Source organism: Sorangium sp. So ce834 (assembly GCF_051521425.1).
Lineage (GTDB): Bacteria > Myxococcota_A > Polyangia > Polyangiales > Polyangiaceae > Sorangium > Sorangium cellulosum_D.
In genome coordinates, this window is record NZ_CP150351.1 from 4,683,644 (window position 1) to 4,710,610 (window position 26,967).

Consider the following 26,967-nt stretch of genomic DNA (forward strand, 5'->3'; position numbering starts at 1 on the left):
GGCGACGAGCCGGCCCGGCGGCGGGCGGCGATCAGGCGACGAGCAGGTGGTAGGCGGCCGAGAGCTCGGCGAAGCGCGCGGTGCGCTGCGCGCCCTCGCCGGGCTGCGACGCGCCGCGGTCGGGGTGCAGGACCGCGGCGAGCCGGCGGAAGCTGCGGCGGATCTCGGCCTCGGTCGCGCCCTCGCGCAGGCCGAGCACCTCGAGGGCCCGGCGGCGCGGCTCGTCCACCCGGGCGGCGCGCGGCGCGCTCGACGGCCCGCCGCGCGGAGGGGCGTTCGATTTCGACGACGGTGCGCCGCTCGATGCCCCGCCGCGCGCGGCGCCCGCGCTCGCGGCGCGCCGGTAGCGATCCCGCGCGCGCGGGCGGCCGTGGAGGAAGTCGCTCGGCGAGAGCGGGCCGGTCTGCCGCAGCGACCCGGCGAGCGGCCTCGCCGTGTGGAAGCAGATGGTCGCCTCCTCGATGGCGAACAGCGCCTCGAGGCGGGCGCGGAGCTGGATCCGGAGCGCGCGCTCGACCGCGCTCTCGGGGATGAGCCCCGCGGCCACGAGCACCTCGCCGGTCCGGCGCCCCCGGTGCGCGGCGACGAGCGCGGCGAGCCGCTGGATCGACGGCTCGGGCGCCGAGCCCTCCCGCGCGAGGATCTCGCCGAGGCGGGGCACCCGGAGCGGCGTCTCGACGGCCGTCACCAGGCCGGAGAAGAGCTGGATCCTGTGCTGCCGGCCGGGCACCGTAGAGCCGCTCGGCGTCCGGAGCTCGCAGAGCTCCAGGAGCCCGGTGGTCCTCTCGCGGTAGAGCGCGCCGAGCAGGTCTCCCAGGGTCGACGTGGAAAGGCGGCTGGGCAGTTGCATCGCGATCGCGGCGTTATCATCGCCGCCCGCGATCGGGCAAAGAAGCGGCGCGGGCAGGCGGCCGACGCAGGCGCGCGCGTCGGCGAGGCCGGAGGGGCCCGCGCCAGGGTCGACGGCGCCGGAAGGGCCCGCTCGCGCGCGCGGGTGCACGTCGCCGGCTCGCCCGCCCGCCGGCGCGCACGAATGTGCGCCCAGGTCGCGGCCCGCTGTGCGAAGCTCCGCGCGAAAACGGCCCGGCGCGGCGCGCCGGCGCGCGGATCAGGAGGAATCTGCGATGGGCTTGCTCGACGGAAAGGTCGCGATCATCACGGGAGCCGGCGGCGGGATCGGCCGCGAGGAAGCGCTGCTCTTCGCCAGGGAGGGCGCGAAGGTCGTCGTCAACGATCTCGGCGGCGCGCGCGACGGGTCGGGCTCGAGCGACGCGATGGCGGCGCAGGTCGCGGAGGAGATCCGGGCCGCGGGCGGGCAGGCCGCGCCGAGCTTCGACAACGTGGCGACCCCCGAGGGCGCGGCGAGGATCGTGAAGACCGCCGTCGACGCGTTCGGCAGGGTCGACATCCTCGTGAACAACGCGGGAATCCTCCGCGACAAGACGCTCCTCAAGATGGATGAGGGGATGTGGGACGCCGTCATCGCCGTTCACCTGAAGGGGACGTTCCTGTGCACGCAGGCCGCCGCGAAGCAGATGGTCGCGCAGGGCGAGGGAGGGCGGATCGTGAACACCACGAGCGTCTCGGGGATGCTCGGCAACTTCGGACAGGCCAACTACGCGGCTGCCAAGGCCGGCATCTACGGGCTCACCCGCACCGCCGCGATCGAGCTGCAGAAGCAGCGGATCACCGTCAACGCGGTCGCGCCCATCGCCAAGACCCGCATGACGGAGGATCTGCCCATGTTCCAGTCGGCCGGCGACACGCTCACGCCGGCGCACGTCGCGCCCGCGGCGCTGTTCCTCGCGTCCGACCTGTGCGCCGACCGGACCGGCAACGTCCTCGCCGTCGCAGGCGCGCAGATGTACATTTACAAGGTCGTTCAGAGCCCCGGAAAGTTCAAGGACGAGGGCGGTGTCTGGACGGCGCAGGAGATCGCGGAGCACTGGGACGCGATCAACAAGCTCTGATCGCGCCGCCCGCGGAGCGCGCGGCGCCGAGGGCGGCGCGGCGGCGCGAGCGCGCCGCCCAGGGCTGCCCTCGCGGGCCGCGCGTGCGCGGGGTGGGGGGCGGGCCGCGCCGCTCGCGCGACGGCGGACCCGGCAGAAGCGAAGGCCCGGCGCGCGCCGACCGTTGCTGTGCTGATCCCCGGATGCTAGGTTCGAGGCGCTTCCTGGGTGCGCTTTTCGCATTGGCGTACTGGCGTACTGTTCGAGCAGATCGTTCACGCGGAGTCTGGAGGTGCCACCGGTGACCGTCGTTCGCTGCTGTTCCGGCTGCGCCACATCGCGCGGTGCGGCCTCTGCGGCGCGGAGGCGCTGAGCAACCATGTCGCGCGACGCCGCCCACATCCCGCTCGCCCTGTGGGTCTGCGCGGCGATCGTGGCGCACATGGCGGGCGGTGGGGGCGCGGTCGAGGTGGCGCAGGTCATCGAGGATCGGGCGCAGCTCCGCCGGATGGTCCACGCGGTGCGGGAGGGCCTCCGCCCGGCCGATACGACGTTCGAGGTGCTGACCGACGGCATGGCGGCGACGCCGCCTCCCGCCCCGCTGGCGCCGCCGGAGCGGTCGCCGGACGGCGAGCCCGACAAGGACGCGCCGCTCGATCCGCAGCAGAAGCCCGAGCCGACCAAGGCGGAGCCGCCGCGGCGGAAGCCGCCGAAGGCGGAGCCGCCACGCCAGGCGAAGGCGCCGCCCAAGCCGGAGCCGCCCAAGGAAGAGGTGGCCAGGGTCGTGCCGGTCCAGCCGGCGCCGCCGCCGCTGCCGCTCCCGGCGGAGCGGCGGATCGCCGTCCGCCAGCACGTCGAGAAGAACCAGGAAGACAACCCCGAAGCGAACCGGATCGCGGACGACGCCAACAAGGTCGCCGAGGAGACCATGGCGCAGATCCGCTCGAAGGATCAGGACGATCCCGCGCCCACGCCCGGGAGCCCGACCGGCCCGCGGGGGCCGGCGGAGAAGGTCGGCGACAGCGACCACGATCACAGCGGCCACAGCGAGGAGCGCGCCGGCAACGAGCAGCACGCGCCCGGCGAGAAGAGCCCCGACAGCGAGAGCGCGGAGCACCACAGCCCGCCGTCCCCGGCGCAGGCCGCGCAGGCCCCTCGGACGGCGCCGCCGCCGAGCGTCCCGGGCGCGACCGGCGGCGGCCGCGTGGCGCAGGCGCCCGCCGTGCCGGCGCCGGAGAGGGGCGCCGCGGGCGGCTCGGGCCCGGCGTCGCCCGAGGTCGTCGACAGCCCGCGCACAGGCTACACCCTCAACCCGGCGAACCCGGGCGGCGACGGCAAGAGCCGCGTCGCCGGGAAGAAGGCGACGCCGCAGCCCTACGAGAGCCCGGTCCGCGTCGGCTCGATCGGCCTCGGCGCGCCAGGGCTGCCCGGCGGGCCCAACCTCAACCTGAACATGGCCGGCGTGCAGGCGGCCGTGGGCAACGAGAAGCTCAGGGCGGAACGGGCCTCGGACGGCGCGTCCCGCAAGAGCGCGCACCGGGGCTCGTGGGAGACGACGGACAAGTGGAAGAAGTGGCGCGCCGCGATCGAGAACTACGACCCCTCGGTCAAGCCCGGCAACCAGACGTCCCTGAACGCCGCGCGGGTGCCGTTCGCGACGTACATCAACATGATCCACAACCGGCTCCACCCGATCTTCGCGGAGGAGTTCCTGGCGTCGCTCGAGAGCCTGCCCTCGGGGCACGCGTTCAACCAGAACCGGGTCACGCACCTGGAGATCGTGCTGAACAAGGACAGCGGCAGCATCGTGCGCCTCGGGGTGACGAAGCCGAGCGGCATGACGGCGTTCGACATGGTCGCGCTCAACTCGGTGCACCGCGCGTCACCGTTCGGAAAGGCGCCGGACGCGATCGTCTCGCCCGACGGCAACGTGTACTTGCACTGGGAGTTCCACCGGGATCCGTACGACGCGTGCTCCACCCGCAACGCCCGCCCCTTCCTGCTGAAGGCGGCGTCCGACGCCGCCCCGGTCGAGCCGGCGCCGGTGCGGAGGGCGCCGCGGCCCGTCCCGGGCGACGAGAAGACGCTGGCGCCGCCTGGACCGCTGCTTCCGCTCCGGCGTTAGGTCCCGGCTCTGCACCGGGACCGCGGCGATGTATCCTCGGCGGCATGTCGAAGGATTCCGACGCGGCCGTTCAAGTGACCATCGCGCGCATCGAGGCGGCGCTCGCGGATTCTCCGGCGTTCACCCGGATCGAGCCGCAGTTCTATGTCGTGCGCCAGGGGACGGCGTACGTCTACCTGCACGTCCTGCCCTGGGCGCCGGATCGCGCGCTCGTGCGGCTCGTGGCGCAGCTCGCCCGCGGCGTCGAGATGACGCCGGATCTCGCGATGAAGCTGCTCCGCCTGAACGCGCGCATCCGCTTCGGCGCGTTCGGCTACGTCGCGCAGGGCTCGTGCGTGGTCATCGTGCACACGCTCCTCGGCGGCGAGACGCTCGACGCCGACGAGATCCTGGTCGCCCTCCGGGATCTTTCGGTGCTCGCGGACGAGTACGACGACCGCATCGTCGAGGAGGCCGGCGGCCAGCGGATGCAGGACCTGATCGACGCCTCGGCGACCGCCGCGGTCTTCACCGATCTGGACGCCCCCCGCGCCTGGGACAAGGGCTGAGCGACGGGCCCTCTTCATTCATGCTCCTCAACATCGATCTTCCCCCCGAAGCCCCTCCTCCCTCCGCCGCACCGGACCCCGCTCCCTCGCCCCGCCGCGAGGAGGGCGGCGACGCCCCGCCCGCCGAAGGTCGCGCGTCGTCCCCCGAGCGCGCCGAAGGTCGCGCGTCGTCCCCCGAGCGGCCGCCGCTCGCCGGCCTGCCCGTGCTCCGGCTGATCCGGCCGCTCGCCGTCCTCGCCCTGCTCGCGATGATCCTCGGCCGCATGCTCGCGCCCGCGATGGTCGGCCTGGCGGTGGGCATCGAGCGCGCCGCGCACACGGTCGAGCTCGCCGGCGCCGGCGCCTCGCAGCTCTTCGCGATCGGCGCGATCGTCACCGCGATGGCGCTGATCGGCGCGGTCGTGCGGAGCCGCGTCCCCTACGCGCTGCGGATCGCCGCGATCGCCGCGGGCAGCTTCGTCATCCTCGTCGTCCTGCACGCGACCGTGCAGCGCGTGCCCGATCTCTCCGCCGCGCTGATCGGCGTGAGCGCGGCGATCCTCGCCGTCGGCAGCGCCTGGGAGGCGCTCCGCGTCCCGTTCATGCGGCCGGTCGCGGCCGCGCTCGGGCTCGTCGGCGCCTCCGCGCTCGTGCGGCTCACCGGCGTCCTCCTCGCCGTCTGGGCGAACGAGCGCGGCTCGAAGGCGCTCGCCGGCGCGACGAGCTCGGTGGCGACGGCCGCGTTCGCGCTCGACGCGCTGGCCGTCCTCGTGGCGACGGTCGCGCTCGGCGCTGGCCGCGAGGCGCGCCCGCGGGAGGCCGAGCCGCCGCGGCCGCGCCTCGTCAGCCCGCTCTCGCTCGCGGCGCTCGCCTCGGCGCTGCTCGTCACGCGGACGGCGCTCGCGGGCGCCGCCGACGACGCGTCCGTGGTCGAGGCGCTCTTCCGCCGCGCGCTCGACCGGCTGCTCACGCGCCCCGCGCCGGTCGTGCCGCTCTCGATGCAGCTCTTCGCCGCCGCGCTCGCGGTGGTGGTCGTCGCGCTCGCGCTCATCGCGCCGCCGCGGCTGCCCGCGCTCGGCGGCGCGCTCGCGCTGCTGCTCGTCGCGCGCAGCGCCCCCGAGGTGCCGCTCGGCGCGCTGTCGCTGGTGATCGCCGCCCTCTGCGTCGCGCTCGCCGCGCGCGACGAGCGCGGCTTCTGGGCGGCCGTGCTCGCGACCGAGCGCGAGCGCCCCTCGAGCGCGCTCCCGGGCGCCGGGAAGCCGGACGCGACCGGGGGCGCGTCCGGTTGACGCGAGCGACGACACTCGTTAAGCACGCCGTCGCCCGCGGCGATCCGCGCGCAGCGTTCCACCTGATGCTCGCCGCCGGGACGGCGCGGGGGCCGTCCGGTCCCGCCGGCCTCTCCCGCTCACCGGGCCGCGCGGGGCGCGGCCCAGGCTCGCGTGGCGCGCCATGGGCACGGGAGAGTCCTCATGCATCGTCGCGATCTCGTCTCGCTGTCCGCCCTCGCGCTCGCCGCGCTGACGCTCGGCGCCGGGTGCCCCGAGGAGCCCACGAGGCCCGCCGGCGGCGCGGCGGCGACGTCGAGCGCGGCCGCGGCCGCGGCCTCGGCCGAGAAGCCCAGCGCGCCGCCAAAGGCGCCCGAGGCGCCGAAGGCGACAGAACAGGCGGCCGCGCCGCCCACGCCCGAAGCCAAGGGGACGATCAAGGGGGTCGTCAAGCTCACCGGCAAGCCGGTCGAGATGAAGGTCCCGGCCGCGCGCAAGGACGCCCCGGTCTGCCAGGACAAGGACGTCGTGTACAACGCTGTCGTCATCAACGACGGCAAGCTCAAGGACACCCTCGTCCGCATCGCGGTCGGGGGCGTGCAGGGCAGCTGGAAGGCGCCCGACGCCCACGCCGTCGTCGACCAGAAGGACTGCATGTATGAGCCGCGCATCCAGGGCGTGGTCTCCGGGCAGCAGGTCGACATCAAGAACAGCGACCGGACGCTGCACAACGTGCACACGTACAAGGGCTCTGAGACGCTGTTCAACCAGGCCCAGCCACGAGGCGCGGAGCCGCTCACGAAGTCGTGGAGCGACGGCATCATCAAGCTCACCTGCGACATACACCCGTGGATGCGCGGCTTTGTCGTGGTGACGGATCACCCGTTCTTCGCCGTGAGCGGCGATGACGGATCCTTCGCGATCGAGAAGGTGCCTGCCGGAAAGTACAAGCTCGAGGCGTGGCACCCCCGCTATGGCCTCAAGACGGCCGACGTCACGGTCGCGGACGACAAGCCCGCCCAGGTCACGTTCACGTACGCCGGCACCGAGCCTGAGCCGGCGGAGAACAAAGACGAGCTCAAGGGCCTTTGGTGAGCTCCCTGGCAGCGCCCGCGGCGGGCGCCAGCGCGCCCGGGGCCGCCCGGTCGGCGGGGCAGCGCCGCGGGACGCGGTTCCCTGGCTCGCTCGACGCGAAGAAGGAAGACGGGCGCATCGCGGCGGTTGCCGCACGGCGACTCGTGCCCTAAAGGGAAGCGGCGACAACGGACGAACTCGACTCCCCGAGCCGCGTTGCGCGCGCTAGTCTCCCGGCCCCGATGCAGTTCTCACCCGCTCCCCGCGCTCAGGCGATGACGTCGTTTTCCGGCCTGGCTATCCCGCCTACAAGGGTCTCTGGAGGTGCCGCGCGGTCGCCGCGCCGCGCGAGCGCCGGCCGCGGCGGCGAGGTGCGCGCGTGACCATGAGCGCCGAGCAGGGCACGCAGCGGGCTCCGGTCCCTTACATGCGCGATGCCGAGGCTTCCGAGAGCGACGGCGCCGCGCTCCCCGCGAGCGCGCGCCCGCTGCTCAAGGGGGCGGCCGATCTGGTGAGCCTCACCAAGCCGCGCATCACGAGGATGGTGGTCGCCACGATGCTCGGCGGCATGTGGGTCGCGAGCCGTTACCTCCGCGCCGGGACGGGCGGAGAGGGCGCGGTCGACCGCGCGGCGGTCCCTGTGACCCAGCTCGCGCTGGCGCTGCTCGGGACGGTCCTCGTCGTGTCCGGCGCCAATGCGCTCAACATGTACATCGAGCGCGACACCGATCTGCTGATGGAGCGGACGCGGAACCGCCCCTTGCCGGCGCGGCGGCTCGCGCCGGAGGTCGCGCTCTGGTTCGGGATCGCGCTCTCGGCCGCCTCGATTCCGCTGCTGGTCTTCGGGGTGAACGCGGTCACGGGCGCGCTCGCCGCGCTCGCGCTGCTCAGCTACGTGCTCGTCTACACCCCGCTCAAGCGCAAGACGACGCTCTCGCTGCCGATCGGCGCGATCCCCGGCGCCATCCCGCCGCTGCTCGGGTGGACGAGCGTCACCGGGCAGATCGACGCGCCCGGGTTCCTGCTCTTCACCGTCATGTTCCTCTGGCAGATCCCGCATTTCCTGGCGATCGCGCTCTTCCGCCAGGACGAGTACCGGCGCGCCGGGCTCAAGGTGCTCCCCCTCGAGAAGGGAGATCGCACGACGTGGATCCACATCGTCGGCTACCTCGCGCTGCTCGTGCTGGCGTCGGTGCTCCTCTTCCCGCTCGGCGTGGCCGGCCCCGTCTACCTCGGCGCCGCGGTGCTCCTCGGCGCTGCCTTCTTCGGGCTCGGCGCCTGCGGCCTCCGCCCGGGCACCGGCGCTCGCTGGGCGCGCCGGGTCTTCTTCGCCTCGATGGTGTACCTGGTGCTCCTCTTCGCCGCGCTGATGGTCGGCGCCTGAGCGGCGCCCGCCGTCTTGACGCGCCTGGGAGCGGCCCTTAAGCGTCCGCGGATGGTTGCCATGGAGCCGACGCGCCAGGCGAACGGCGCTCCTCCTCCCGCAGAACCGGCCAGCGAGCTGCTTCCGTCCGGCGGCGCCCCCGCGCCGACGCCCCGGCGCAGGGCGCTGACCCGCAGACCGCTCTTCTGGATCGCGCTCGTCGCTCTGGTCGGGCTCGTCGTGCCGTTCTTCGTCGGCCGCGCGGTCCGCGGTCACGCCGCGGAGGCGCCCGCGGTCCGCATCCCGCTGCCGGCCTTCGAGCTGACGGATCAGCGCGGCCAGCGGTTCGGCCTGGAGCAGCTCCGGGGCCGGGTGTGGATCGCCGACTTCATCTTCACGACCTGCCCGACCGTCTGTCCCAAGCTCACGCAGCGCATGAAGGAGATCGAGCAGCGGGGGCGCGATCACGGGGACGCGCTGCACCTCGTGACGTTCACCGTCGACCCGGAGAACGACACGCCGGAGGTGCTCGCGGCCTACGCGGCGTCGCAAAAGCTCCCGCTCGAGCGCTGGACGCTCCTGACAGGCCCTCTCGATCAGATAGAGTCGACGATCCTCAAGGGCTTCAAGATCGCGATGGGCAAGCAGGAGACGAGCCCGGGCCTCTTCAGCATCTTCCACGGCGAGCGCCTGGTGCTGGTCGACCAGGAGGGCGTGATCCGCGGCTATTACGAGGCGAACGACGAGGGGATCCCCGCGATCCTGCGCGACGCCGGCGCCCTCGTGAAGCAGCGGTGACGCGCCCGGGCTCGCCTCACGCCTCGATGGCGAGCCGCTTGATCATCTTCTGCAGGCCGAACCTCGACAGCCCGAGCAGCTTGGCGGCCTGCGTCTGGTTCCCGCGCGTGCGCTCCAGCGCGTCGCGCACGAGCTCCGTCTCCAGCGCGTCGATCCTCGCCCGGACGTTCAGGCCGAGCTCGCGCGGCGCCGCGCCGCCGCCGTGCGCGATGTCGGGCGACAGGTGCTCTCGATCGATGGTCCCGTCGCAGAGCACGATCGCCCGCCGGATCTCGTTCTCCAGCTGGCGCACGTTGCCGGGCCACCCGTAGGCCGAGAGCCGCTCCATCGCCCCGCGCGTGACCCGGACCGGGCCGCGGCCGTGCTTCGCGACGAGGTGCTGGACGATGAGCGGCACGTCCGTCGCGCGCTCGCGCAGCGGCGGCACCCGGATCGTGATGATGTTCAGCCGGTAAAACAGATCCTCGCGAAAGGCGCGGGCGCGGACCAGCGCCTCCAGATCGCGGTGGGTCGCGGCGATGACGCGCACGTCGACCTTGCGCGCCCGGTCCGAGCCGAGCGGCCGCACGAGGCCGTCCTCGAGGACGCGCAGCAGCTTCGTCTGCATGGCGAGGCTCATCTCGCCGATCTCGTCGAGGAACAGCGTGCCTCGATCCGCCACCTCGAAGAGCCCGGCCCGCGGTCGATCCGCGCCGGTGAACGCGCCGCGCACGTGCCCGAAGAGCGCCGACTCGAGCAGCCCCTCCGGGATCGCGCCGCAGTTCTCGCTCACGAACGGGTGCGCCGCGCGCGGGCCGTTGTGGTGGATGGCCCGCGCCACGAGCTCCTTGCCGCTGCCGGACTCGCCGTGGATGAGCACCGGCACCTCGGACGCGGTCACGCGATCCACGAGGCGCAGCATCGCGCGCACGGGCTCGCTCTCGCCGATGATGGCGTCGTACCGGTAGCGCGTGTCCCGGCCGCCGCGCGCCCTGGCGAGCTCGAGCGCCGCCGCGTCGAGCTCCGCCTCGCGCCGCGCGAGCTCCGCGGCGAGCCGCGACGAGGCGCGCTCCGCGCGGCGCGCGGCGCGGCGCAGCTCCACCTGCGCGCGCGCGTCGGCGATCGCCAGCGCCGCGACCGACGCGATGGTGCGCGCCCACCGGAGCTCCTGCGCCCCGAAGGCGCCGCGGCGCACGCGATCGTCGAGGTAAACGACGCCGAGCGCCTCGCCGCGCGCGATGAGCGGCACGGCCAGCACGCTCCGGAGCTTCAGCGCGTGCACGCTGCGGTGCACGCTCGGCAGCTCCCCCGCGGCGTCGACGGCGACCACCGGCTCGCGCGCCTCCAGGGCGCGGCGCGCGAGCGTCTCGGACAGCGCGAGCTGCTCGGCGCCGAGGCGCGAGCGCGCCAGGTTGCGCGCCGCCCGCGGGACGAGGCGCCCGTTCGGGGCGCGCAGGAGCAAGAGCCCGCGCTCGACCCCCGTCCAGAGCACGAGCGCGTCGACGACCCGGTCGAGCAGCGGCGCGAGGCGCTCGCGCTCGCCGAGCGCGCCGACGAGCGCCTCCAGATCGCGCGCCTGCTCGGGCCCGAGGCCGGCCTCCGGCAGCGCCCGCGCCCGGGCCACCCACGGCAGCGACCGCACCGCGCCGGCGAGCCCCGGCGCGCCCGGCGAGCCGGCCGTGGGCCCCGCCGCGCCCGCGTCCGCGGTGCGCCGGCAGAGCTCGCGCGCGGCCTCGGCGAGCGCCGCGAGCACCCGGTGCGCGACGTCCGTCTGCCCCGCCTTGACCGCGAGCGCGTGCGCCGCCGCGAGCGCCGGGCCGCGCGACGCGATCGGCGCCCGCGCGCCCGCGAGCGCGGCGAGCGCGGCGAGGACGCGGTCGCTGCGCCCGCCGTCCGTCGCCGGGCGCGCCGCGCCGCCCTGCAGCGGGGCCTCGGCGGGGGCGCCGCCGATGTCGTCCGCGGCGAACGCGCGCGCGGCGCGCGCCCCCCACCAGTCGAGCCGCGACGCCGCGGCGAGATCCGGGCCGCTCGCGCGCTCGTCGAGCTCCTCGACGCGGGCGGCGTCGATCTCGCCCGCGCCGTGGCGCAGGAGCCGCGCGGCCGCCCGGAGCGCGTCGTCCGCGGAGCCTCCGGCGAGGAGCGCCGCCGCGCGCTCCGCCGCCGCGCGCGCGTCGGGGAGCGCGCAGGCCTCCGCGCCCGCGACGCCGTCGCCGCCGCGCGCGGCGGCCACGTCCGCGATCGCCCAGAGCGCGTAGGCCTCCGCCTTCGCGTCGCCCGCGTCGCGGGCCCGCGCGATGGCGTCCTCGGCCGTCCGGCGGGTCTCGTGCGCGAGGCCCGCGGTGGCGTAGGCGGCCGCGCACGCGAGCAGCGCGCGCGCCGCCTGAGCGGGCCGGCCGAGGTGCTCCCAGAGCAGCGCCGCGCGGGTCGAGGTCGCGATCGCGCCCTCGAGATCGCCGAGATCCACCGCGGCCGCCGCCTCCCCGGTCCGGTAGGTCGCCTCCTCGACCACGGCCCCGGCGCGCACCGCGTAGTCGACCGCGGCGCTGAACGAGGCGTGCGCCCGCTCCGGATCGCTCGCGTGCAGCGCGTACCCGCGCACGGCGGCGATCCGCGCGAGCTCCTCGACCGAGCTCGCGAGCGCCTCGCCGCGCGCCACCTCGGACAGCGCTCGCGCGGCGTCGCCGCGCAGCGCCGCGATCAGCGCGCGCACCTCGCAGAGCGGCGCGGTGGCCGCCTCCCCGGCGAGCGCCTCGGCCGCGCCGAGCGCCCCCGCGTCGATCGCGATGCGCGCGAGCACCGCGGCCGCGCGCCCGTCCGGGTCCGCGCCGGCCTCGATGGCGGCGCGGGCGCGCTCCTCGGCGAGCGCGCGATCCCCGGCGCGCCGCAGGACCTCCGCCGCGAGCGCCGCGGACTCCGTCGCGGCCCGCGCGGGCGCGCGCAGCATCAGGCTCCGCGCGCGCCCGAGATCGCCGCGCAGCCGGAGCGCGTTCGCCGCGGCGACGACCAGGCTGGCGGGCGCGTCGTCCCGCTGCTCGATCGCCTCGAGCGCGAGCGGATCCGGCGGCACGCGCGCGATCGCGAGCGCCAGCTCCGCCGCCTCCGCCGCGGAGGTGGCCTGCGCCGCGGCGCCCTCGCCGGCGCCGCCGCGAGCGCGCGCCGCCGCGGCGGCCCGCCGCGCGCCGTGCCCCAGCACGGCCGCCTCGACGTCCGCGAACGTCCAGGCCCGCGGGGGGACCTGCCGCGCCAGGGCGACGAGCGCGTCCGCGAGCGCGCGCTCCGGCGCCGCCGCGAGGGTCGCCATCGGCCACGCCGCGGCGCTCGTCCCCACGAGCGCGGTGAGCCACCGCGCCACGCGGTCCGGGCCGAGCCGGCCCAGCCACGGCCCCTCGCCCTGCGGCGCGCCCGCGCGGGCCGCGGCGTCGCCCGCGCGGACGTCCGCGCTCGAGAGCGCGCGCGCCCGCTGGACCACCGCGAACGCGTCCGCGAGCCAGGAGGCCACGTCGTCGCGCACCCCGAGCGCCGCCTCGAGCTCGTGCCGCCGCAGGCGCAGGTAGGCGGCGCGCACGCGGCGCGCGTCGCGGTCCTGCCGATCGCGCTCCTCGCCCGGCGCCCCGGGTTCGCGGCCCGCGCGCAGCGCCGGCGTCCCGGCGAGCGGCGCGCGGGCCGGCTGCGCGCCGGCGAGCGCGGCGCGGGACGACTCGGTGACCCACGCCGAGGACGGCCGCGCCCCGGGTGACGGCGACAGCAGGGCCCTGCAGATCGCGTCGAGCGCGGGCCCGGCCGCGCTCGGCGCCGCCACCGCGGCGCGCGCCGCCTCGATGGGATCGTCCGCGGCGGCCACGCCGGGGAGCGCGATCTCGGCGAGCAGCGTCCCCAGCGCGAGCAGATCCCTGGCCCGCGCGTCCCCGAGCTCCGCGTCGTGGCGCGCGAGGTACCTGAGCGTCGCCCCTTCCACGGAGGTCTCGTGGATCGAGCAGGCGAGGCCCAGGTCGATCATCCCGATCCGCCCCTCCGGCGTCAGGATCAGGTTCTCCGGCTTGAGATCCCCGTGGGCCAGGCCGATGCCGTGCAGATCGCCGAGCGCCTCGCCCGCGTCGCGCGCGACGGCGAGCGAGAGCGCCGCGCGCTCGCCCTGGGGCAGGCCGCGCACGGCCTCCGCGACGGATCGCCCCTCGATCCAGCGCATCGCCACGAACGCGCGCCCCTCCGCGCCGGGGGCGCCCTCGACGCGCGCGACGCCGGCGCGCGCCGAGAGCCAGCCGACGTCGACGAGCTCCGGCAGCCGCGGCGAGAGCGCGAGCGCCGCGTGCAGCGCCTCGCGGGCGAGCGCCCGCCGCGCGGCGGCGCGCTCCTCCGCGGGCGCGCCACGGCCCTGTCGCTCGACCTTGAGCGCCACCACGCCGCCGCGCTCCTGGTCGACCGCCCTCCAGACCTCGGCCGACCCGCCTGACCCCGCGACGTCCAGCAGGCGGAAGCGCTCTGCCAACCGAGGTGTCACGGTCGACGGCTCGCTCATCCCGGGAATGCTCCTGGGCGGCGAGGCACCTGTCAACCTGGTTACGGCTCCGGCGGGCCGCCGCCGGCCGCGTCGCCCGCGCCGGGCGGCGCGTCACCGCAGCTCGGCGCGCCGCCCTCTGGCTGATCGACGTCGACGGCGGCCGCGTCGCTGCACGTGTCTTCCGGGCCCTTGCCGTAGTGCTCCGCCACGAAGCGCGCGAGCGACGGCTTGTCGAGGCACGTCGCGGTGTACGTGGCGCCCCAGGCCGCGGCGGCGATGGGGGTGTCGAGCGCGCTGTCGGGTGTCATCACGAGGCGCGCCTCGGGCCCTCCGGGCAGCGTGAGGCACTTCGGATCCGAGGCGGCCTCGGTCCGCACCTCCTCGAGCATCGCCTCCACCTCCGCGCAGCCGGACGACGGGCACCGGTAGGCGAGGACGATCGCGCCGTGCTCGAGGTTGTGCACGTAGATCTCCCGCGGGACCTCCGCCTTGTAGCGCTTGAACTCGGCCCAGATGGCCCAGTGATCTCCGCCGCTCGGCGGGTTTGTCTCGTACTGGACGGGCGTGCACTCCGGCACGTGCTGCGCGGAGGCCACGCGGATCCCCGTCTGGACGACGACCTTGCACTCGGCCTCGCCCGGGAGCGGCGGGGCGTCCGGGGAGAGCGTGACGGTCTCGGGCTGCTGCGACGAAGCGTCGCTCTCATCGATCGGGGGCGCGCTCTGACCACACCCGGTCAAGGGAGAGGACAGCGCGGCGGCCGCCGCGGCGGCGACCCACATCTGCGCGAAACCGCAGCGTTTCATGGTCGCAGCCTACCATGTCCGACGCGCGACGTGCGTTGCCCCGGAACGCCGGCTCTGGTGTACTTGGGGCCTCCAGCGTGGCGAAGCAAGAGAACGATCATCGGCAGACGCTCGTCACCTGCACGTCCATCGCCCCGCCGGCGCTTCCGGTGGAGCCTGGCACCGCGTGCCTGGTCGTGATCTACGGCACGGAGCTCGGGCGCCGCATCGCGCTCGGCACGGGGTCGATCGAGTGCGGGCGCGCGATCCAGACCGACATCCCCCTCGACGACGAGGCGGTGAGCCGCCGGCACGCGCGCATCTCCTGGAACGGGATGGGCTACGTCGTCCGCGATCTCGGCTCGACCAACGGCACCTACGTGAACGACGTCTCGATCGACGAGCGCGCCCTCAAGGACGGCGACCAGGTCAAGATCGGGCGGACGATCTTCAAGTTCATCCAGGGGGGAAACGTCGAGCTCTCGTACCACGAAGAGATCTACCGCCTGATGACCTTCGACGGGCTGACGCAGGTCCACAACAAGCGCTCCTTCGAGGTCGCGCTCGAGCGCGAGGTGTCGCGGGCTTGCCGCTACCATCGCCACCTCGCGCTCATCATGTTCGACATCGATCACTTCAAGAGCATCAACGACACGCGGGGGCACCTCACGGGCGACGCCGTGCTCCGGCAGATGGCCGCGCTCGCCGCCGCGAACGTCCGCCGCGACGACGTCCTCGCGCGCGTCGGCGGCGAGGAGTTCGCGCTGCTCGTCCCGGAGATCCCCGTGGAGAGCGCGCGCCACGTCGCCGAGAAGCTGCGCGCGCTCGTGGAGCGCACGCCGTTCCGCTTCGAGGACGGCGAGATCGCCGTCACCGCGAGCTTCGGCGTCGCCGGCATCACGCCGGACGCGCCGGTCTCGCCCATGGAGCTCTACCGCCGCGCCGACGAGCGGCTCTACCACGCGAAGAAGGGCGGGCGGAATCGCGTGATGTGACGGCGCGCGGGCGCCGTCAGGGCGGGAGCGGAACGGAGCAGTCGCGCGGCTCGGCGCCGTCGAGGATCCACGCGGTCAGGATGTCCATCCCGTCCACGTACATCGTGACCTCCTGATCGGCCGACGCCTGGGGGTGGAACCAGAACGAGGCGGGGTAGGCCGGGGGCGGCATGGGCAGCCCCATGACGAACGCGGCGCGCAGCCGCTCGATCTCCTCGCGGAGCCGCTCGGCCTGGTCGGCGGGCAGGGAGGGGTCGACCGCGATCTGCCCGACGATGATCTTGTAGAGGAGGTAGCTGTTCCCCGGGTTTCCCGGGTCGATGAGCGGCATGGCCCTGCCGAAGCGCTCCGGGGTCTTCTCCCCCACGTGCGCGCGCTCGCCCATCTGGGTCTGGTGCGCGGCGTGCCCGATCGCGGTCTCGTAGAGCGGCTCGACCCTGTTGTATCGGAACTGCTGCACGGTCGGATCGAGCGCAGCCACGGCCAGGTTCAGCCCCGCGGCGGCGTTCGCGTCGCTGTGGCACCCCGCGCAGGCGTTGAGGAGCTTCGCCGCGCCCTTCACGCACGGGAAGCACGTCGGGTCTTTCGGAGCATCGCCCTGGCAGTCGGGCGTGCGCCCGATGCATTCCAGGTCCTGCTGGCAGTAGAAGTCGCCGCTCGGCTGGCGCTCCGGCATCGCCTGGGGCGGGTTTGTCGCCGCGACGGTGAACTCGATGCGCTGGCTCTCGGCCAGGGGCGCGCCGTCGAACGCGCGGATGCCCGACGGCGCCGCGTCGTCCACCGGCCCCAGGACCGTGAGCGCGTACCGCGTCCCCGGGACGAGCCCTGGCATGCCTTCGACCTGGCGGAAGATGACCTCCCGCTGGACGGGGTTGTACGTCGGCGCCAGCGGGATCGGGTTGACGCAGTCCGCGTACGTCCGGACCTGCTTGGCGAGATCGCCCGAGACGCACAGCGACTCGGGCCCCACCGCGCCGCTCACCGAGCCGGGAAGCAGGAAGCGATCGAACTTGAGCACGAAGCTCGCGGTCGACAGCACCACGGTGCTGCCGTCCGGAGCGAGCGGGGTGCGGACAGGCTGGTAGTTCTGGTCGAGGTCGGTCGTGGCCCGCGCCTCGATCAGGTGGACAGGGGGGGCGTCGATCGGCTGGTACGAGGCTTCCCCCACGTCGCAGCCGGCCGTCGCGAGGGCCGCGTGCAGGCAGAGGGGGAGGGGAGCGAGGCGCGCCGCACGGGCCAGCCTGCTCAGCTTTCGGCGTAGAGCGAGAGCTGCTCGCGGACGACCTTCTCGTTCACCCCGCTCTGGATGTGTTCTTTGAGACAGTCGGCCAGCGTGATCAGCATGTCGTCGACCCCTTTCTCCTCGATGAGCTTCGACAAAAGTTGCCGCGCCTCCCGTCCGTCGTCCTCGCGGAGGAAGCCCCGCACTGTCTCCAGCGTGATTTCCCCTTGGAAATCGAGATAGAGGTTGTCGATCAGGTACTTGATCAGCTCCTTCACGCCCGTTCTCCTTGGCGTTCGCGGCGATCGTTAGGGAAGCCGCGCGCACTTCGCTATACCCGTCGCCGGAAGGCCAGGGCAAGGAATATACTGACCGATTTTGACTTTTCACTGGCAACCCCGCAGGGACCTGTCGCTCGACTGATGGCACACCAGGCACGGGCGCGGGTTCCGGGAGAACGCGGTCTTGCAATTGCTCTCGTCGAACCCGATCGGGTGCGGGTTCACCCCTTGCCCGCCCGAGATCCCCCGGGTCGCGTGGCAGGTCGCGCAGTCCCGCTCGGTGTGGCAGGAAACGCACGCATTCAGGTTTCGCTCTGCTTCCCAGGCGTGGTGCTTCGCGCTGCGCGGCGCGGTGGTCCACTCGGCCGGCGGGGGATGGAAGCGGCGCCCTGCGGGCCGAGCGGCGCTCGGCGCCTCGCGCGCCACGCCCGTCCGGCGATGGCAGTCCGCACAGAACGTCTGCTCCTGATGGCAGCTCACGCAGCGCGGATTGTCCTGTCGGGCCGCCTGCGCATGCATCGAGAGGAAGTCGTTCGGGTGGACGTTGCGCGGACGGATCTTCCCGTCATGGCAGTCGGTGCAGTAGTTCGCGCTGTGGCACGTCCCGCAGAAGGCGCTGTCGTTCGCGGCGATCTGCTTGTGCCGTTCGAGCCAGTCGGGGGTGTGCCCCGCGTTGTGCAGCCACCGCGGCGGCAGCAGATCGCCCGTGGCAAACGCGGTCACGAGCCGCCCGTCGGGGCGCGTCAGGTGGCACACGTCGCAGTCGCTCTTCGCGTCGCCCTGGGCCGCGCCGCTCATGTTGTGGCACGAGAAGCAGCCCGCCATGCGCGGCAGCTGCTCGCGGGTGGCGAGCTCGAGGCGATCGACCCGGCCGTGGCACTGGCTGCACTTGATGTTCCGGCTCACGTGCTTCTGGTGCGGGAACCGGAGGTTCGCGTGCGGCAGCACCAGCGGCGCCACCTTTCCGCCGCTGCCCGCGTCTTCGCCGATGTGGCAGTAGACGCACTGTCCGTTCTCGTTCGTCCCCGCCTTCACCTGCGTGAGGTCGGAATGATCGACGTCGTGGCAGTTGTCGCAGGTCTGCGCCGGGCTCGGCAGCAGCCGGTCCGTGACCGTGCCGCTCGTGTAGGCCCCGGCGTGGCACGACTTGCACGTCTGCTTGAGCCCCTTGACGTGCTTCTTGTGGTTGAAGCGGATCGTCAGCGTCTGCGGCGGGTAGATCTCGTCGCTCGGGACCGGCGTCGCGCTCGTCCCGGGCGGCATCCAGGCGAGCGGCACCTCCGCGTCGTCGGGCATCGGGTAGAGGCCCGACTTGTACCCGCCCGGCGGCCGGTGCGCGGCCTTCCCCTCTTCGGCGTCGCCCTCCTCGGCGTCCTCGGCCGCATCGGCGCTGTCGTCTTCTGCGGTCGCCGGCGGCTTCGGCTGGGCGGCTGCCTCGGGGCCCACGATCGCGAGCGCCAGCGCGCCAAGGCACGCCACGATCGCGACCCACCCCGGAACGAGCCTCGGGTGGTCCCGCCGCGCGCCGCGCGGGCCGTCCTGTGTTGCGTCCATGCGTTCCTCGCTCACGGCGCCACCCGAAGATTCACGAGGCCGACGACGCGGAAGCGCTGGCCCACCAGCCGGTTCATATCGTGCTCCCACTCGAGCTTGAAGTCTGCGAACTCGCCCGGCCGGTACCCGGCCCCAAGGACGTACCCGAACGACGTCGCGTCCCGGTCCGGCCGGAGCGGATCCGCCCAGTTGTACAGCGACACCCGCGCCCCGAGCGCGTAGCGCTGCCCGTGCAGCCGCTTCTCGCCCGACAGATCGGCGCCTGTCCGGCGCCCGCGCTCCCCGGTCTGCAGCATCCCGCGGAGCTCGACCGACGACGTCCGCGTGCGGTAGCGGCCCGCGAGGTTCGCGAGCACGTCGGTCGTCATCGTCGTGGCGCGGTTCTCCTCGTCGCGCGTGTAATCCTCCACGGAGCTCGGATCGAGCGCCGTCGTCCCGACGCAATCCGGCCCGAGCCGCGCGACCTCGCACTGGCCGGCGCCGAACTCCTCCGGGTTCCCTTCGGCCATCCACATCCGCGGGCCGCCCCAGGCGGCGAGATCGACCTCGCGGGTGATGTCGACCGCGGCCCGCCCGGTGATCGTGGTGATGGGCGCGTGGGTGAACCAGTTCCAGATCGAGTCGGCGTCGAACGTCGGAACGAAGTAGTCGATGTCCGCTCCCAGCGTGACGCGGCTGCCCGCGTACACCTCGAGGCCGCCGTAGAACGAGCCGACGCGCTCGTTGTAGAGGTCGTATGTCACCCCGCCCTTGAGCCCGCCGAGGTTGGGCACGTTGACGTTGGCGGCGTACCCGAGCCGGTCTTGCGAGATGCGCGACCCGTCGGTCGTCTGGACGTGCCCGTCCGCATCCGGGAACTGCTGGGTGATCGCGGTCCCCACGTTGTAGACGCGCCGGTAGGTCAGCCGGCCGTGGAGGAAGCTCGGACCGGCGCTCTCCAGCGCGACGCCGAACGCCGGGGCGATCTGCGCCTCCTGGAACGCCGGGTAGTCGGCCGCGCTGCCGGGCAGCGTGCGGTCGTCGCCGAAGCCCCGGTGGCTGCCGCGCCACATCCCCTGCGCCTCGAAGCGCGATGTCGAGAGCGGCAGGCCGCCGCGCTGCTCGAGGCCGCCGTACGCCTCGATCTGGACGTAGTAGGGCGTCGTTACCCGGAGGAGCGCGCCGTCGAACGACCACCATCCGAGCACGTCGCTCACGTACTGGCGGCCGACCCGGAAGCCGAGCCACCCGCTGGCGACGTTCCGCCCTTCGACGTACGCGTACATCAGATCGAGCGGCGCCTCGCGCAGCCCCGGGATGTAACGCGAGCCGCCGGCGACGCTGTAGTCCGTCTCGCCGCCCTGCTGCACGCCTTCCAGGTGGCCGTTCACCCCGAAGTCCGCGTCGAGCCGGAGCCGCACGGTCGCCGAGTAGTCGGCCCCGCCTGGCACCGAGTCGCCCTGGATGTTGTAGACGGCGAGCCCCAGCGTCTGGAGGAGACGCCGTCGCTCGATGTTCGTGGCTCCCCAGGGGCTCGCGACCTCGTAGGCCTGGACGCCGGTGGTCGACTCGACCTCGAAGTCGGCTGCCGCGGCGCCGCGCGGGGCGAGCGCGAATGGCAGCAGGCTGGCCGCGGCCATCGCGCGCAGCGTCGAGGAGCGCAGCGCTCCCCGCTCGCGCGCTCCTCGACGCGCCTCACCGGAGCAGGGGCGTGGCTCACGACGTCGTGACGGGAGCTCCGCCATCGACGAGCGGTGCTCAATCACGGACTCTGCGCTCGCTTTCCGCTGCTGCGGGCCGCTCTACGCGGCCTCTGCGCTCAGCTGCCGCCGAGGGCTGAACAAGCATGGCGCGGAGTTTCGTCCACGCGCGGCAACGCTGTCAACCCGATCGCAGGGCGAACAGCTTTGTCGCAAAAGCGCGCCGCTCAGCCGTATCCAGCGCCCTTCCGGAGCTTGCCGTCCGCGCCGACGCTGAAGCCGTTCGAGTCCTGGAGCGCCTGGTTCGCGTCGCTCCGCAGCTCCGCGGGCACCGTCCAGCCGCGGGTCATGAGCCCCTCGGCCACCTTGTTCTTCACCCGCACCGACTCCTCGGTCGCGAGCATCTTCACGAGCGCTGGCACGCTCGCCTCGTCGCCCTGAGCGAAGATAGTCTGCACGGCGTGAAACCGGACCGTCTCGTTCACGTCGTCGAGGAACCGCTCCACCGCGACCCGCACGTCGTCGCCCTTGATCTCGCCGAGCGCGATGATGATCTGCTGCTTCGGCTCGATGTTGCGCGCATACTCCGTGTCGCACCGATCGAGCAGCCGGACGAGCTCGACGCGGTAGTCGTCGTCCTCGAGCAGCGCCCGCAGGACCTTGAGCGGCCAGGTGAGGGTCTCGGCCTTGAGGCAGAACTCGACCACGGCCGGCACCGCGTCCTTGCCCGCGTCGACGATGCCCCGGAACGCCAGATCTTTCTCTTCCTGATCCGTGATCGAGGGGTCGATCGAGAACGTGAAGCGCCTGAGGAGCGCCGCCGCTGCGTCGGCGTTCTTCATCGCCGCGAGCGTCTGGATGGCGTCGAGGCGGTCGTAGGTCTGAGCGCGCTTGTCCGCGACGACCTTGGCCGGGCCGGCCACCTTCTTGTTGTCGGAGGGGGCACCTCCGGCCGGAGGGTTGCTTTTGCGGAGAAAATCGAAAATACCCAACGCTGACCTCTGGTGGCTGTCCCGCCGCCGCGGTCCGAGCTGCCCGACGATCGCCGCCGGGCTCCACTGCCGAGGGCCGAGCCTGCTGCTCCCGGCACTGGACGCCCCCGCCCGGGTTGCCCCGGGCGGGACGGCTCGGGCCACCGAGCCGGCGAAGTCTACTCCGTCGTCTTGATGGCGGTGGGGAATTGGATGCTCAAGCTCACGGTGACCATGCTGGTGAAGTGGAATTCGCGATCCTTGTCGTCCACATGGGTGTCCGGGAACGCCTCATCCGTACCTAGCCCGTGGTTGTCGAAGCCCGAAGTATTCCACGCGAAGGGCAGGGCGCGCCACTCCGCGCCGAACCCGAGGAAGTCCGACGGGTAGAAGTTCAAGCCGAGGCCGAACGTCGGCGCGATGGCCATGCGGCTCTCGAGGCCGAAGGTCTCGGCGCAGTTGCTGGTGCACTGCTTGCGCTCCTTGACCCCGATCGCCGCGACCCCGGCGAAGAAGTTCACGTCGGTGTCCACGAAGAGCTCGGCGAACAGCGCCAGCTTGCCGCGGAAAGGCACGACCGTGACCTGCGGCGCCGCGACCCACTGGATCTGGGCGAGCTGGTCCTCCGTGAGGTCGCCGCGCGTCAGGTTGACCCTGGTCAGCTGGCACGCCTTCGTGAACGGCCGGTCGGCGCAGTTGCGGTTGTCGATCGCGACGCGCTGGAGCTCGTCCGTCAGCCCGGTGTTGTACTGGAACCCGTAGCCGCCCCAGGCGCCGATGCCGAACCAGTCGGTGAGGTGGTAGGTGAGGCGCAGCCCCGGCATGATCGTCCGCCGGTACTCGTCCAGCAGCGTGAACGACGCCCCTGGAGCGACCTCAAACCGTCCGTCGCGGTGTAGCCGGAGCTTCCGCACGGCGGGCGCTCCGGCCAGGGGGCCCGTCAGCTGGATCTCCTGCGCCTCCGCGGGCGCAGCCGTCATCAGAAGTGCACAGCCGGTCAGCCCTGCCACCACGGTGCAGAGGCTTTGGACGAATCGACGCATCATGCCTGTCCCCGTCTTTGGCTGAATCATCCCATGTCTCGCGCTCGGCGTCGGCGCGTCCCCACGTCCAAAGGCCCTACTTCGGCAGCCGGTATTCCCAGGAGAACGGCAGGAAGACCGAGAACCCGACCTGTGCCTGCACGTTGTTGGTGAAGCTCTTCCCCTCGGCGAGCCACGTGCTCTTGTCCTGGGGGTTGGTCTTCGAGACGCTGGGGTTCTCGAGCTCGTCGAAGAAGATGTAGTCGCTGACCTCGGCCATGGCCGCGAACCAGCGGTTGAAGAAGATGCGGAGGCCCCCGCCGACGTGGAAGGCGAGCTTGGGCTTCCAGTCGAAGGTGCGGTTGTCCGGATCGACGACGGCCATGGGCCGCGTCGAGATCGCGCCGACGCCGCCCAGCACGAAGAAGTCGTAGTGGAAGATGAAGTCGCTGAACCCGGCGAACTTGCCGTACGCGGGGACGTACGTGAAGTTCGCGTTCGCGTTCCACTGATACTCGGTGATCGGCTCACCGATACGCGCCGCCCTGCTCGTCTGGAAATTGAAGTCCGACGGCGTGTTGAGGCCGGCGTACCAGTTGCCGTTGACCCCGATCGCGAGGACGTTGGTGAGGTACCAGTTGATCGCGAGCCCCGGACCGTTGTGCCCGACGAACTGGTCGTTCATCGTCAGCCCGAAGTACGGGTTCACCTCGAAGCGGTGGTAGCGCAGCGCGTAGATCTGCTGCACCGCGTAGGTCTCCGGGTTGAGATCCTTCGCCGCTTCCTTATTCAAGTCGATCGTGGGACACGCCGACGGGTCGATCTTACAGATGTCCCCAAGCCCCGCCTCATCGCCACCCTCGCCCTCGGCCGGAGCCGCGGGGGCCTCCGCCGGCTCCGTGCCCTCGGCAGGAGTCTCTGGCTCGTCGAGGTTAATTTCCTTGGGTTGCTGTTTTGGTTGAGCCGACGCCGTGAGCGGCACCGCGACCAGCGCAGCCGCAACGAGAAGCCCCACGCGAGCCTGGTTCATCGCCATCCCTTCCGAAGTCCGTGCGATGCGAGCGATCGATCGCCCAGGTAGTACAGCTTTCTAACTACGCGAATTCATTAATTAATTCGGTCAACCGCCAAGCCCGACGGACTATATCACGTCGAAAATAAAAGGATCAACAACCAAATCCGTTTGCCTTGGGCAACCTGGCGAGCCCCCGGACGGCGCGCGCCCGGGGGGACTCGCGCCGACCGGCAAATTCGCTGCACAATCGCCGCGGGCCCGGATCCGCCGTTGCTCGCGCGGGGCCGAGGTGCCGGCTCCTGACGGTCCAGCCGGCGCGGGCGAGGCGGTCCGACGGCTCGGACCATCGCCCATTTCTTTGACCGATGTCGAGGGGAGTGATTGGGAGGTGGGGCCGAGATCGCTCGCCATGAGGCGCCGCGCTCGTCAGGCGGCCGCGTCCTCGGTGCCGCTCGGGCGGCCGAGCATCGCCTCGACAAACTCGTCGGGCTCGAACTCGCGGAGGTCCTCGGCGCGCTCTCCGATGCCGACGTAGCGTACGGGCAGCCCGTGCTCGGCGCAGATGCCGAGGATGACGCCGCCCTTCGCGGTGCCGTCCAGCTTCGTCAGCACGATGCCGGTGATGGGCAGCGCCTCCTTGAAGAGCGCGGCCTGCTGCATGGCGTTCTGTCCGTTCGTGGCGTCGAGGACGAGCAGCGTCTCGTGAGGCGCGCCCTCCATCGCCTTGTTCATCGTGCGCGCGACCCGGGCCAGCTCCTCCATGAGGTTCGTCTTCGTGTGCAGCCGGCCGGCGGTGTCGGCGAGCACCACGTCGGCGCCCGTCTCCTTCGCCTTCTGGATCGCGTCGAAGATCACGGCGCCCGGGTTCGCCCCGTCCTTGCCGCGCACGACCTCGCAGCCCACGCGCTTGCCCCAGACGTTGAGCTGCTGCACCGCCGCCGCGCGGAACGTGTCGCCCGCGGCGAGCACCACCGTCCGGCCCTCGGCCTTGAGCTGCGTCGCGAGCTTGCCGATCGTGGTCGTCTTGCCCACGCCGTTCACGCCGACCACCATCACCACGGTGGGCTGCGTCTTCAGCGGCAGCCCGCCGCCGGCGCCGACGCGCAGGATCCGCTTCGCGTGCTCGCGCAGCGCGTCCCAGACCTTGTCGGTGTCGGCGAGCTCGTTGCGGCTGAGCGCCGAGCGGATCTCGTCGAGGAGGAGCTCCGTCGTCTTCACGCCGACGTCCGAGGTGAGCAGCACCTCTTCGATCTGCTCGACGACGTTGGGATCGATCTCCTTCTTGCCGGCGAACAGCGCCTTGAGGCGGCCGAAGAAGCCCTCTCGCTCCCGCACCTTCGTGAGGCCCTTGCGGAGCCCCTCGACGTCGCGCTTGCGCGCGCCCGGGGGCGTCGTCTCCCGCGCCGGCCTCGCGGGGGCCGGCTTCTCCGGGGGCGCCTCGACCGCCGGCGCGGCGACGGGCGGCGCCTCCGCGACCGCGGGCTCGGGCGCCGCAGCGGCGGGCGGCGGGACGGCGGGCACCTCGACGGGGAAGGGCGTCGCCGCGGGCGGCTCCTCCTGCGGCGCGGGCTCCTTCGCCTTCGCCGGAGGCTCTTCCTCCGCCGGAGGCTTCTTCTGGTCGCGCGGCCTCTGGGCCGGCTTTTCCGCCGGCTTCTCGGTGGGCTGCTTCGCCTTCTCCGCGAGCTTCTTCGGTTCGGGGGGCGCTTCGATCTGGGGTGGCGGCGCCTTCTTCGTGACGAAGTAGACGATCGCCGCCACCACGACGAGGCCGACGATAATTAGGGCGATTTCCACGTTGGCGTTCTCCGGCGAGGGAGCCGACTATATGGGACGCACCCCATACGTCAACGTGCGCTCGCGCGGTCGCCCGATCCAGCGAGCGAAACGGCAGGTCGGCGCGGCGGCGGGGCCGCCGCCGCGCGCCCCGAGCGCTCGGCTCACGGGGCGAGCTGCGAGACGCCGGGCTTCGGCTCCGACGCGCCGAGGTCCTGCTCGATCCGCTCGTCGACGGGATCGGGCCCGAAGGCGGCGTGCTCGATCCGGGTCGCCCACAGCTCGACCTCGCGCTGCTGGACCCTGCTCGCCACGCGGCGCACGTGCCCGGGCGTCGGCTCGGGCGGCCCCTCGAACGGCGCCCCCTGCCGCCGCGCCCACCGGACGAGGCGATCGAGCACGGCGCGGCGCCGCGTGACCAGCGCGATGCCCAGCCTGCTCGGCGGCGGGAGCGCCTGCTCGTAGCTGCTGTGCGTCGGCGCGCGCACGACGAGCGTCGCGTCGTTCCGGTACGGCGCCTCGATCGAGAACTCGCCGGCGTCGTCGGTCACGGCGCGCGCGACGACGCCGCTGCCGTCGAACGCGGGCACGACGATCGTGAGCTCGGCCTGCGCGATGGGCGCGCCGTCGTGCGCGTCGGCGACGGCGCCGCGCCAGCCGGTCGCGTCGTCGATCGGCCCCACGATCCGCACGCCCGCGCGGCCGGGCGGCGCGGCGGGCTTCTCGTCGGCCGCGCCGGCGGCCGCGCGCTTCGGCGCGCGCCGCCAGCCGCCGAGCACCCAGCCCGCGATCGCGAGGACGGCGGCGCCGAGCGCGAGCTGCCGCCACACCCCGGGTCCCGCGACGGGAACGTCGATCGCGAGCTCGGCGCCGGGGATCCACCACGGGGCGGCGGGCACGTAGCGGAGCGACAGCGGCACCGTCCCCTCGCGCTCGGCGGTGAACGCGGCGATCACCCGCGCCTTGCCGGCGACCACCGCCGCCGCGCCCACGGGCTCGCCCGCGCGCAGCGCCTCGATGACGCCGCCCTCGACCGTGCCGCCGGACGAGCGCACGTCGACGTCGATCGGCACGCCGTCCTCCGCGCGCGCCGGCTCGACCGGGTGGGAGAGGGCGAGCGTGACCTGCGCGTACCGGACGACGCCCTGGCCGACGCTCGCCTTCGCGAGCGCGGCGGTCCCCTCGAAGCGCGCGCGCAGCGCGCCCTGCCCGGCGCCGCCGAGGCCCTCGGTCGCGAGCTCGAAGCGGGCGCGGCCGTCGCCGCCGGTGGGCGCCTCCGCGAGCCGGGTGCCGCGCTCGTCCTCGAGCGCGACGGGGAGCCGCTCGCGCTCGAACGGCGCGCCGCCCGCGGCGCCGCTGCGATCGATCCGGAGCGACACGGTGACGTTGACCGTCGGGCGATCCAGATCGATCGCGTCGACCGGCGGATCGAACCGGAGGACCACCGGCGCGAGCGGGGCCGCGTGCGTCTCGATCGGGACCTTCGCCTCGGTCGGCTCGTAGAGCTTCCCTCCCGGGAAGCGGACGCGCAGCGTCGCGTTCGCGAGCGGCGCGCGCCCGCGGAGGCAGAACGTGCCCCGCGCGTCGGTCGTGAGCGCGTACCCTCCCTGCGAGGCGCGGTGCTCTCGAACGCGCGCCGCGCCGCCCTCCGCGCACGCCTCCGCCGACGGAAGATCCACGGGGGCGCCGCCGCTCGTGACGGCGTCGATGGAGAGCGGCGCCTCCGCGACCGGGCTCCGCGCGTCGTCGATGACGCTGCCGCGCACGACGAACCCGTCGGGCTCCGTCCACGCGACGGCGTCGATCTGCGCGCTCCCCCGCACATGGATGCGGAGCGGCGCACCTCGCGTCTGCGCGTGGGCCGGGGGCGCCGCGGCGAGGGCCGCCGCCGCGACGAGCGCCGCCTTCAGGCATCGTCTCAAGCCACGCATCTCCCGAACGCCTCCGGCGAGCTCCTCGTCATGGTCGCGCATTATTCGTCACGCGGGCCGAGCCCGGGCAAGGGGAAGCGGATTCGCTGCAGCGCCGAGCTCGAGCTCGCCCGGCGCGCGTCGGCGGGAAGGGGCGGCGAGGGCGAGCGACGACGTAC

Annotated in this window: 20 protein-coding genes; 8 read left to right on the plus strand and 12 right to left on the minus strand. The window is 73.5% G+C overall.

Annotated features, from left to right (window positions below; genetic code table 11):
• Positions 1-31: 31 nt before the first annotated feature.
• The gene (locus WMF20_RS17045) at positions 32-850 is read right to left on the minus strand and encodes a J domain-containing protein (protein WP_437614923.1); all 819 of its coding nucleotides are present in this window, start codon (positions 848-850) and stop codon (positions 32-34) included.
• Between the two features lie 274 nt (positions 851-1,124).
• Between WMF20_RS17045 and WMF20_RS17050 the strand changes: the two genes are divergently transcribed.
• The 7 genes from WMF20_RS17050 (at position 1,125) to WMF20_RS17080 (ending at position 9,104) form a co-directional block, all read left to right on the plus strand.
• A complete protein-coding gene (locus WMF20_RS17050; RefSeq protein WP_061621313.1) occupies positions 1,125-1,970 on the plus strand; it encodes an SDR family NAD(P)-dependent oxidoreductase in 846 nt (281 codons plus the stop codon).
• Between the two features lie 358 nt (positions 1,971-2,328).
• The gene (locus tag WMF20_RS17055; protein WP_437614925.1) at positions 2,329-4,074 is read left to right on the plus strand and encodes a hypothetical protein; all 1,746 of its coding nucleotides are present in this window, start codon (positions 2,329-2,331) and stop codon (positions 4,072-4,074) included.
• A 44-nt stretch (positions 4,075-4,118) separates the two neighbouring features.
• A complete protein-coding gene (locus WMF20_RS17060) occupies positions 4,119-4,622 on the plus strand; it encodes a T3SS (YopN, CesT) and YbjN peptide-binding chaperone 1 (RefSeq protein ID WP_129575366.1) in 504 nt (167 codons plus the stop codon).
• A 20-nt stretch (positions 4,623-4,642) separates the two neighbouring features.
• On the plus strand, positions 4,643-5,890 hold the full coding sequence (locus WMF20_RS17065; protein ID WP_437614927.1) for a hypothetical protein: 1,248 nt from the start codon (positions 4,643-4,645) through the stop codon (positions 5,888-5,890).
• Between the two features lie 183 nt (positions 5,891-6,073).
• Positions 6,074-6,964: a carboxypeptidase regulatory-like domain-containing protein gene (locus tag WMF20_RS17070; RefSeq protein ID WP_437614929.1), complete on the plus strand. Its 891-nt coding sequence runs from the start codon at positions 6,074-6,076 to the stop codon at positions 6,962-6,964.
• 406 nt (positions 6,965-7,370) lie between these two features.
• A complete protein-coding gene (gene cyoE / locus WMF20_RS17075; protein ID WP_437617135.1) occupies positions 7,371-8,327 on the plus strand; it encodes a heme o synthase in 957 nt (318 codons plus the stop codon).
• Between the two features lie 60 nt (positions 8,328-8,387).
• Positions 8,388-9,104 (plus strand): SCO family protein, encoded by a 717-nt coding sequence (locus WMF20_RS17080; RefSeq protein WP_437614931.1) that lies wholly within the window; start codon positions 8,388-8,390, stop codon positions 9,102-9,104.
• 16 nt (positions 9,105-9,120) lie between these two features.
• Here the strand turns inward: WMF20_RS17080 and WMF20_RS17085 are convergent, their stop codons facing one another.
• A complete protein-coding gene (locus WMF20_RS17085) occupies positions 9,121-13,599 on the minus strand; it encodes a sigma 54-interacting transcriptional regulator (RefSeq protein WP_437614933.1) in 4,479 nt (1,492 codons plus the stop codon).
• Positions 13,600-13,640: 41 nt separating this feature from the next.
• Positions 13,641-14,387 (minus strand): DUF3105 domain-containing protein, encoded by a 747-nt coding sequence (locus tag WMF20_RS17090; protein WP_437614935.1) that lies wholly within the window; start codon positions 14,385-14,387, stop codon positions 13,641-13,643.
• 77 nt (positions 14,388-14,464) lie between these two features.
• On the opposite strand from WMF20_RS17090, the gene WMF20_RS17095 reads away from it, so the two are divergent.
• Positions 14,465-15,361, plus strand: a complete 897-nt coding sequence (locus WMF20_RS17095) for a GGDEF domain-containing protein (RefSeq protein ID WP_020735482.1) — start codon at positions 14,465-14,467, stop codon at positions 15,359-15,361.
• Between the two features lie 16 nt (positions 15,362-15,377).
• Here the strand turns inward: WMF20_RS17095 and WMF20_RS17100 are convergent, their stop codons facing one another.
• The 9 genes from WMF20_RS17100 to WMF20_RS17140 form a co-directional block, all read right to left on the minus strand.
• Positions 15,378-16,529, minus strand: a complete 1,152-nt coding sequence (locus WMF20_RS17100) for a hypothetical protein (RefSeq protein ID WP_129575371.1) — start codon at positions 16,527-16,529, stop codon at positions 15,378-15,380.
• Positions 16,530-16,606: 77 nt separating this feature from the next.
• Complete coding sequence (locus tag WMF20_RS17105) at positions 16,607-16,861, minus strand: hypothetical protein (RefSeq protein ID WP_020735484.1); 255 nt, start codon at positions 16,859-16,861, stop codon at positions 16,607-16,609.
• Positions 16,862-16,969: 108 nt separating this feature from the next.
• Entirely contained in the window at positions 16,970-18,418 is a 1,449-nt protein-coding gene (locus WMF20_RS17110; protein WP_437614938.1) for a cytochrome c3 family protein, read from the minus strand.
• A gap of 11 nt (positions 18,419-18,429) precedes the next feature.
• Entirely contained in the window at positions 18,430-20,037 is a 1,608-nt protein-coding gene (locus WMF20_RS17115) for a hypothetical protein (protein WP_437614940.1), read from the minus strand.
• A 287-nt stretch (positions 20,038-20,324) separates the two neighbouring features.
• Entirely contained in the window at positions 20,325-21,020 is a 696-nt protein-coding gene (locus WMF20_RS17120) for a HEAT repeat domain-containing protein (protein ID WP_437614942.1), read from the minus strand.
• Positions 21,021-21,247: 227 nt separating this feature from the next.
• On the minus strand, positions 21,248-22,114 hold the full coding sequence (locus tag WMF20_RS17125) for a hypothetical protein (RefSeq protein WP_237245404.1): 867 nt from the start codon (positions 22,112-22,114) through the stop codon (positions 21,248-21,250).
• A 73-nt stretch (positions 22,115-22,187) separates the two neighbouring features.
• On the minus strand, positions 22,188-23,105 hold the full coding sequence (locus WMF20_RS17130; RefSeq protein WP_237245405.1) for an outer membrane beta-barrel domain-containing protein: 918 nt from the start codon (positions 23,103-23,105) through the stop codon (positions 22,188-22,190).
• Positions 23,106-23,531: 426 nt separating this feature from the next.
• Positions 23,532-24,899, minus strand: coding sequence for a signal recognition particle-docking protein FtsY (gene ftsY, locus WMF20_RS17135; RefSeq protein ID WP_437614944.1), 1,368 nt, complete (start codon positions 24,897-24,899; stop codon positions 23,532-23,534).
• A gap of 143 nt (positions 24,900-25,042) precedes the next feature.
• The gene (locus WMF20_RS17140) at positions 25,043-26,809 is read right to left on the minus strand and encodes a carboxypeptidase regulatory-like domain-containing protein (RefSeq protein ID WP_437614946.1); all 1,767 of its coding nucleotides are present in this window, start codon (positions 26,807-26,809) and stop codon (positions 25,043-25,045) included.
• Positions 26,810-26,967: the final 158 nt, after the last annotated feature.

Coding starts and splice junctions, on each gene's coding strand:
- WMF20_RS17045 (WP_437614923.1), bottom strand. CDS start 850: ATGCAACTGCCCAGCCGCCTTTCCACGTCGACCCTGGGAGACCTGCTC.
- WMF20_RS17050 (WP_061621313.1), top strand. CDS start 1,125: ATGGGCTTGCTCGACGGAAAGGTCGCGATCATCACGGGAGCCGGCGGC.
- WMF20_RS17055 (WP_437614925.1), top strand. CDS start 2,329: ATGTCGCGCGACGCCGCCCACATCCCGCTCGCCCTGTGGGTCTGCGCG.
- WMF20_RS17060 (WP_129575366.1), top strand. CDS start 4,119: ATGTCGAAGGATTCCGACGCGGCCGTTCAAGTGACCATCGCGCGCATC.
- WMF20_RS17065 (WP_437614927.1), top strand. CDS start 4,643: ATGCTCCTCAACATCGATCTTCCCCCCGAAGCCCCTCCTCCCTCCGCC.
- WMF20_RS17070 (WP_437614929.1), top strand. CDS start 6,074: ATGCATCGTCGCGATCTCGTCTCGCTGTCCGCCCTCGCGCTCGCCGCG.
- cyoE (WP_437617135.1), top strand. CDS start 7,371: ATGCGCGATGCCGAGGCTTCCGAGAGCGACGGCGCCGCGCTCCCCGCG.
- WMF20_RS17080 (WP_437614931.1), top strand. CDS start 8,388: ATGGAGCCGACGCGCCAGGCGAACGGCGCTCCTCCTCCCGCAGAACCG.
- WMF20_RS17085 (WP_437614933.1), bottom strand. CDS start 13,599: ATGAGCGAGCCGTCGACCGTGACACCTCGGTTGGCAGAGCGCTTCCGC.
- WMF20_RS17090 (WP_437614935.1), bottom strand. CDS start 14,387: ATGAAACGCTGCGGTTTCGCGCAGATGTGGGTCGCCGCCGCGGCGGCC.
- WMF20_RS17110 (WP_437614938.1), bottom strand. CDS start 18,418: ATGGACGCAACACAGGACGGCCCGCGCGGCGCGCGGCGGGACCACCCG.
- WMF20_RS17115 (WP_437614940.1), bottom strand. CDS start 20,037: ATGGCCGCGGCCAGCCTGCTGCCATTCGCGCTCGCCCCGCGCGGCGCC.
- WMF20_RS17125 (WP_237245404.1), bottom strand. CDS start 22,114: ATGATGCGTCGATTCGTCCAAAGCCTCTGCACCGTGGTGGCAGGGCTG.
- WMF20_RS17140 (WP_437614946.1), bottom strand. CDS start 26,809: ATGCGTGGCTTGAGACGATGCCTGAAGGCGGCGCTCGTCGCGGCGGCG.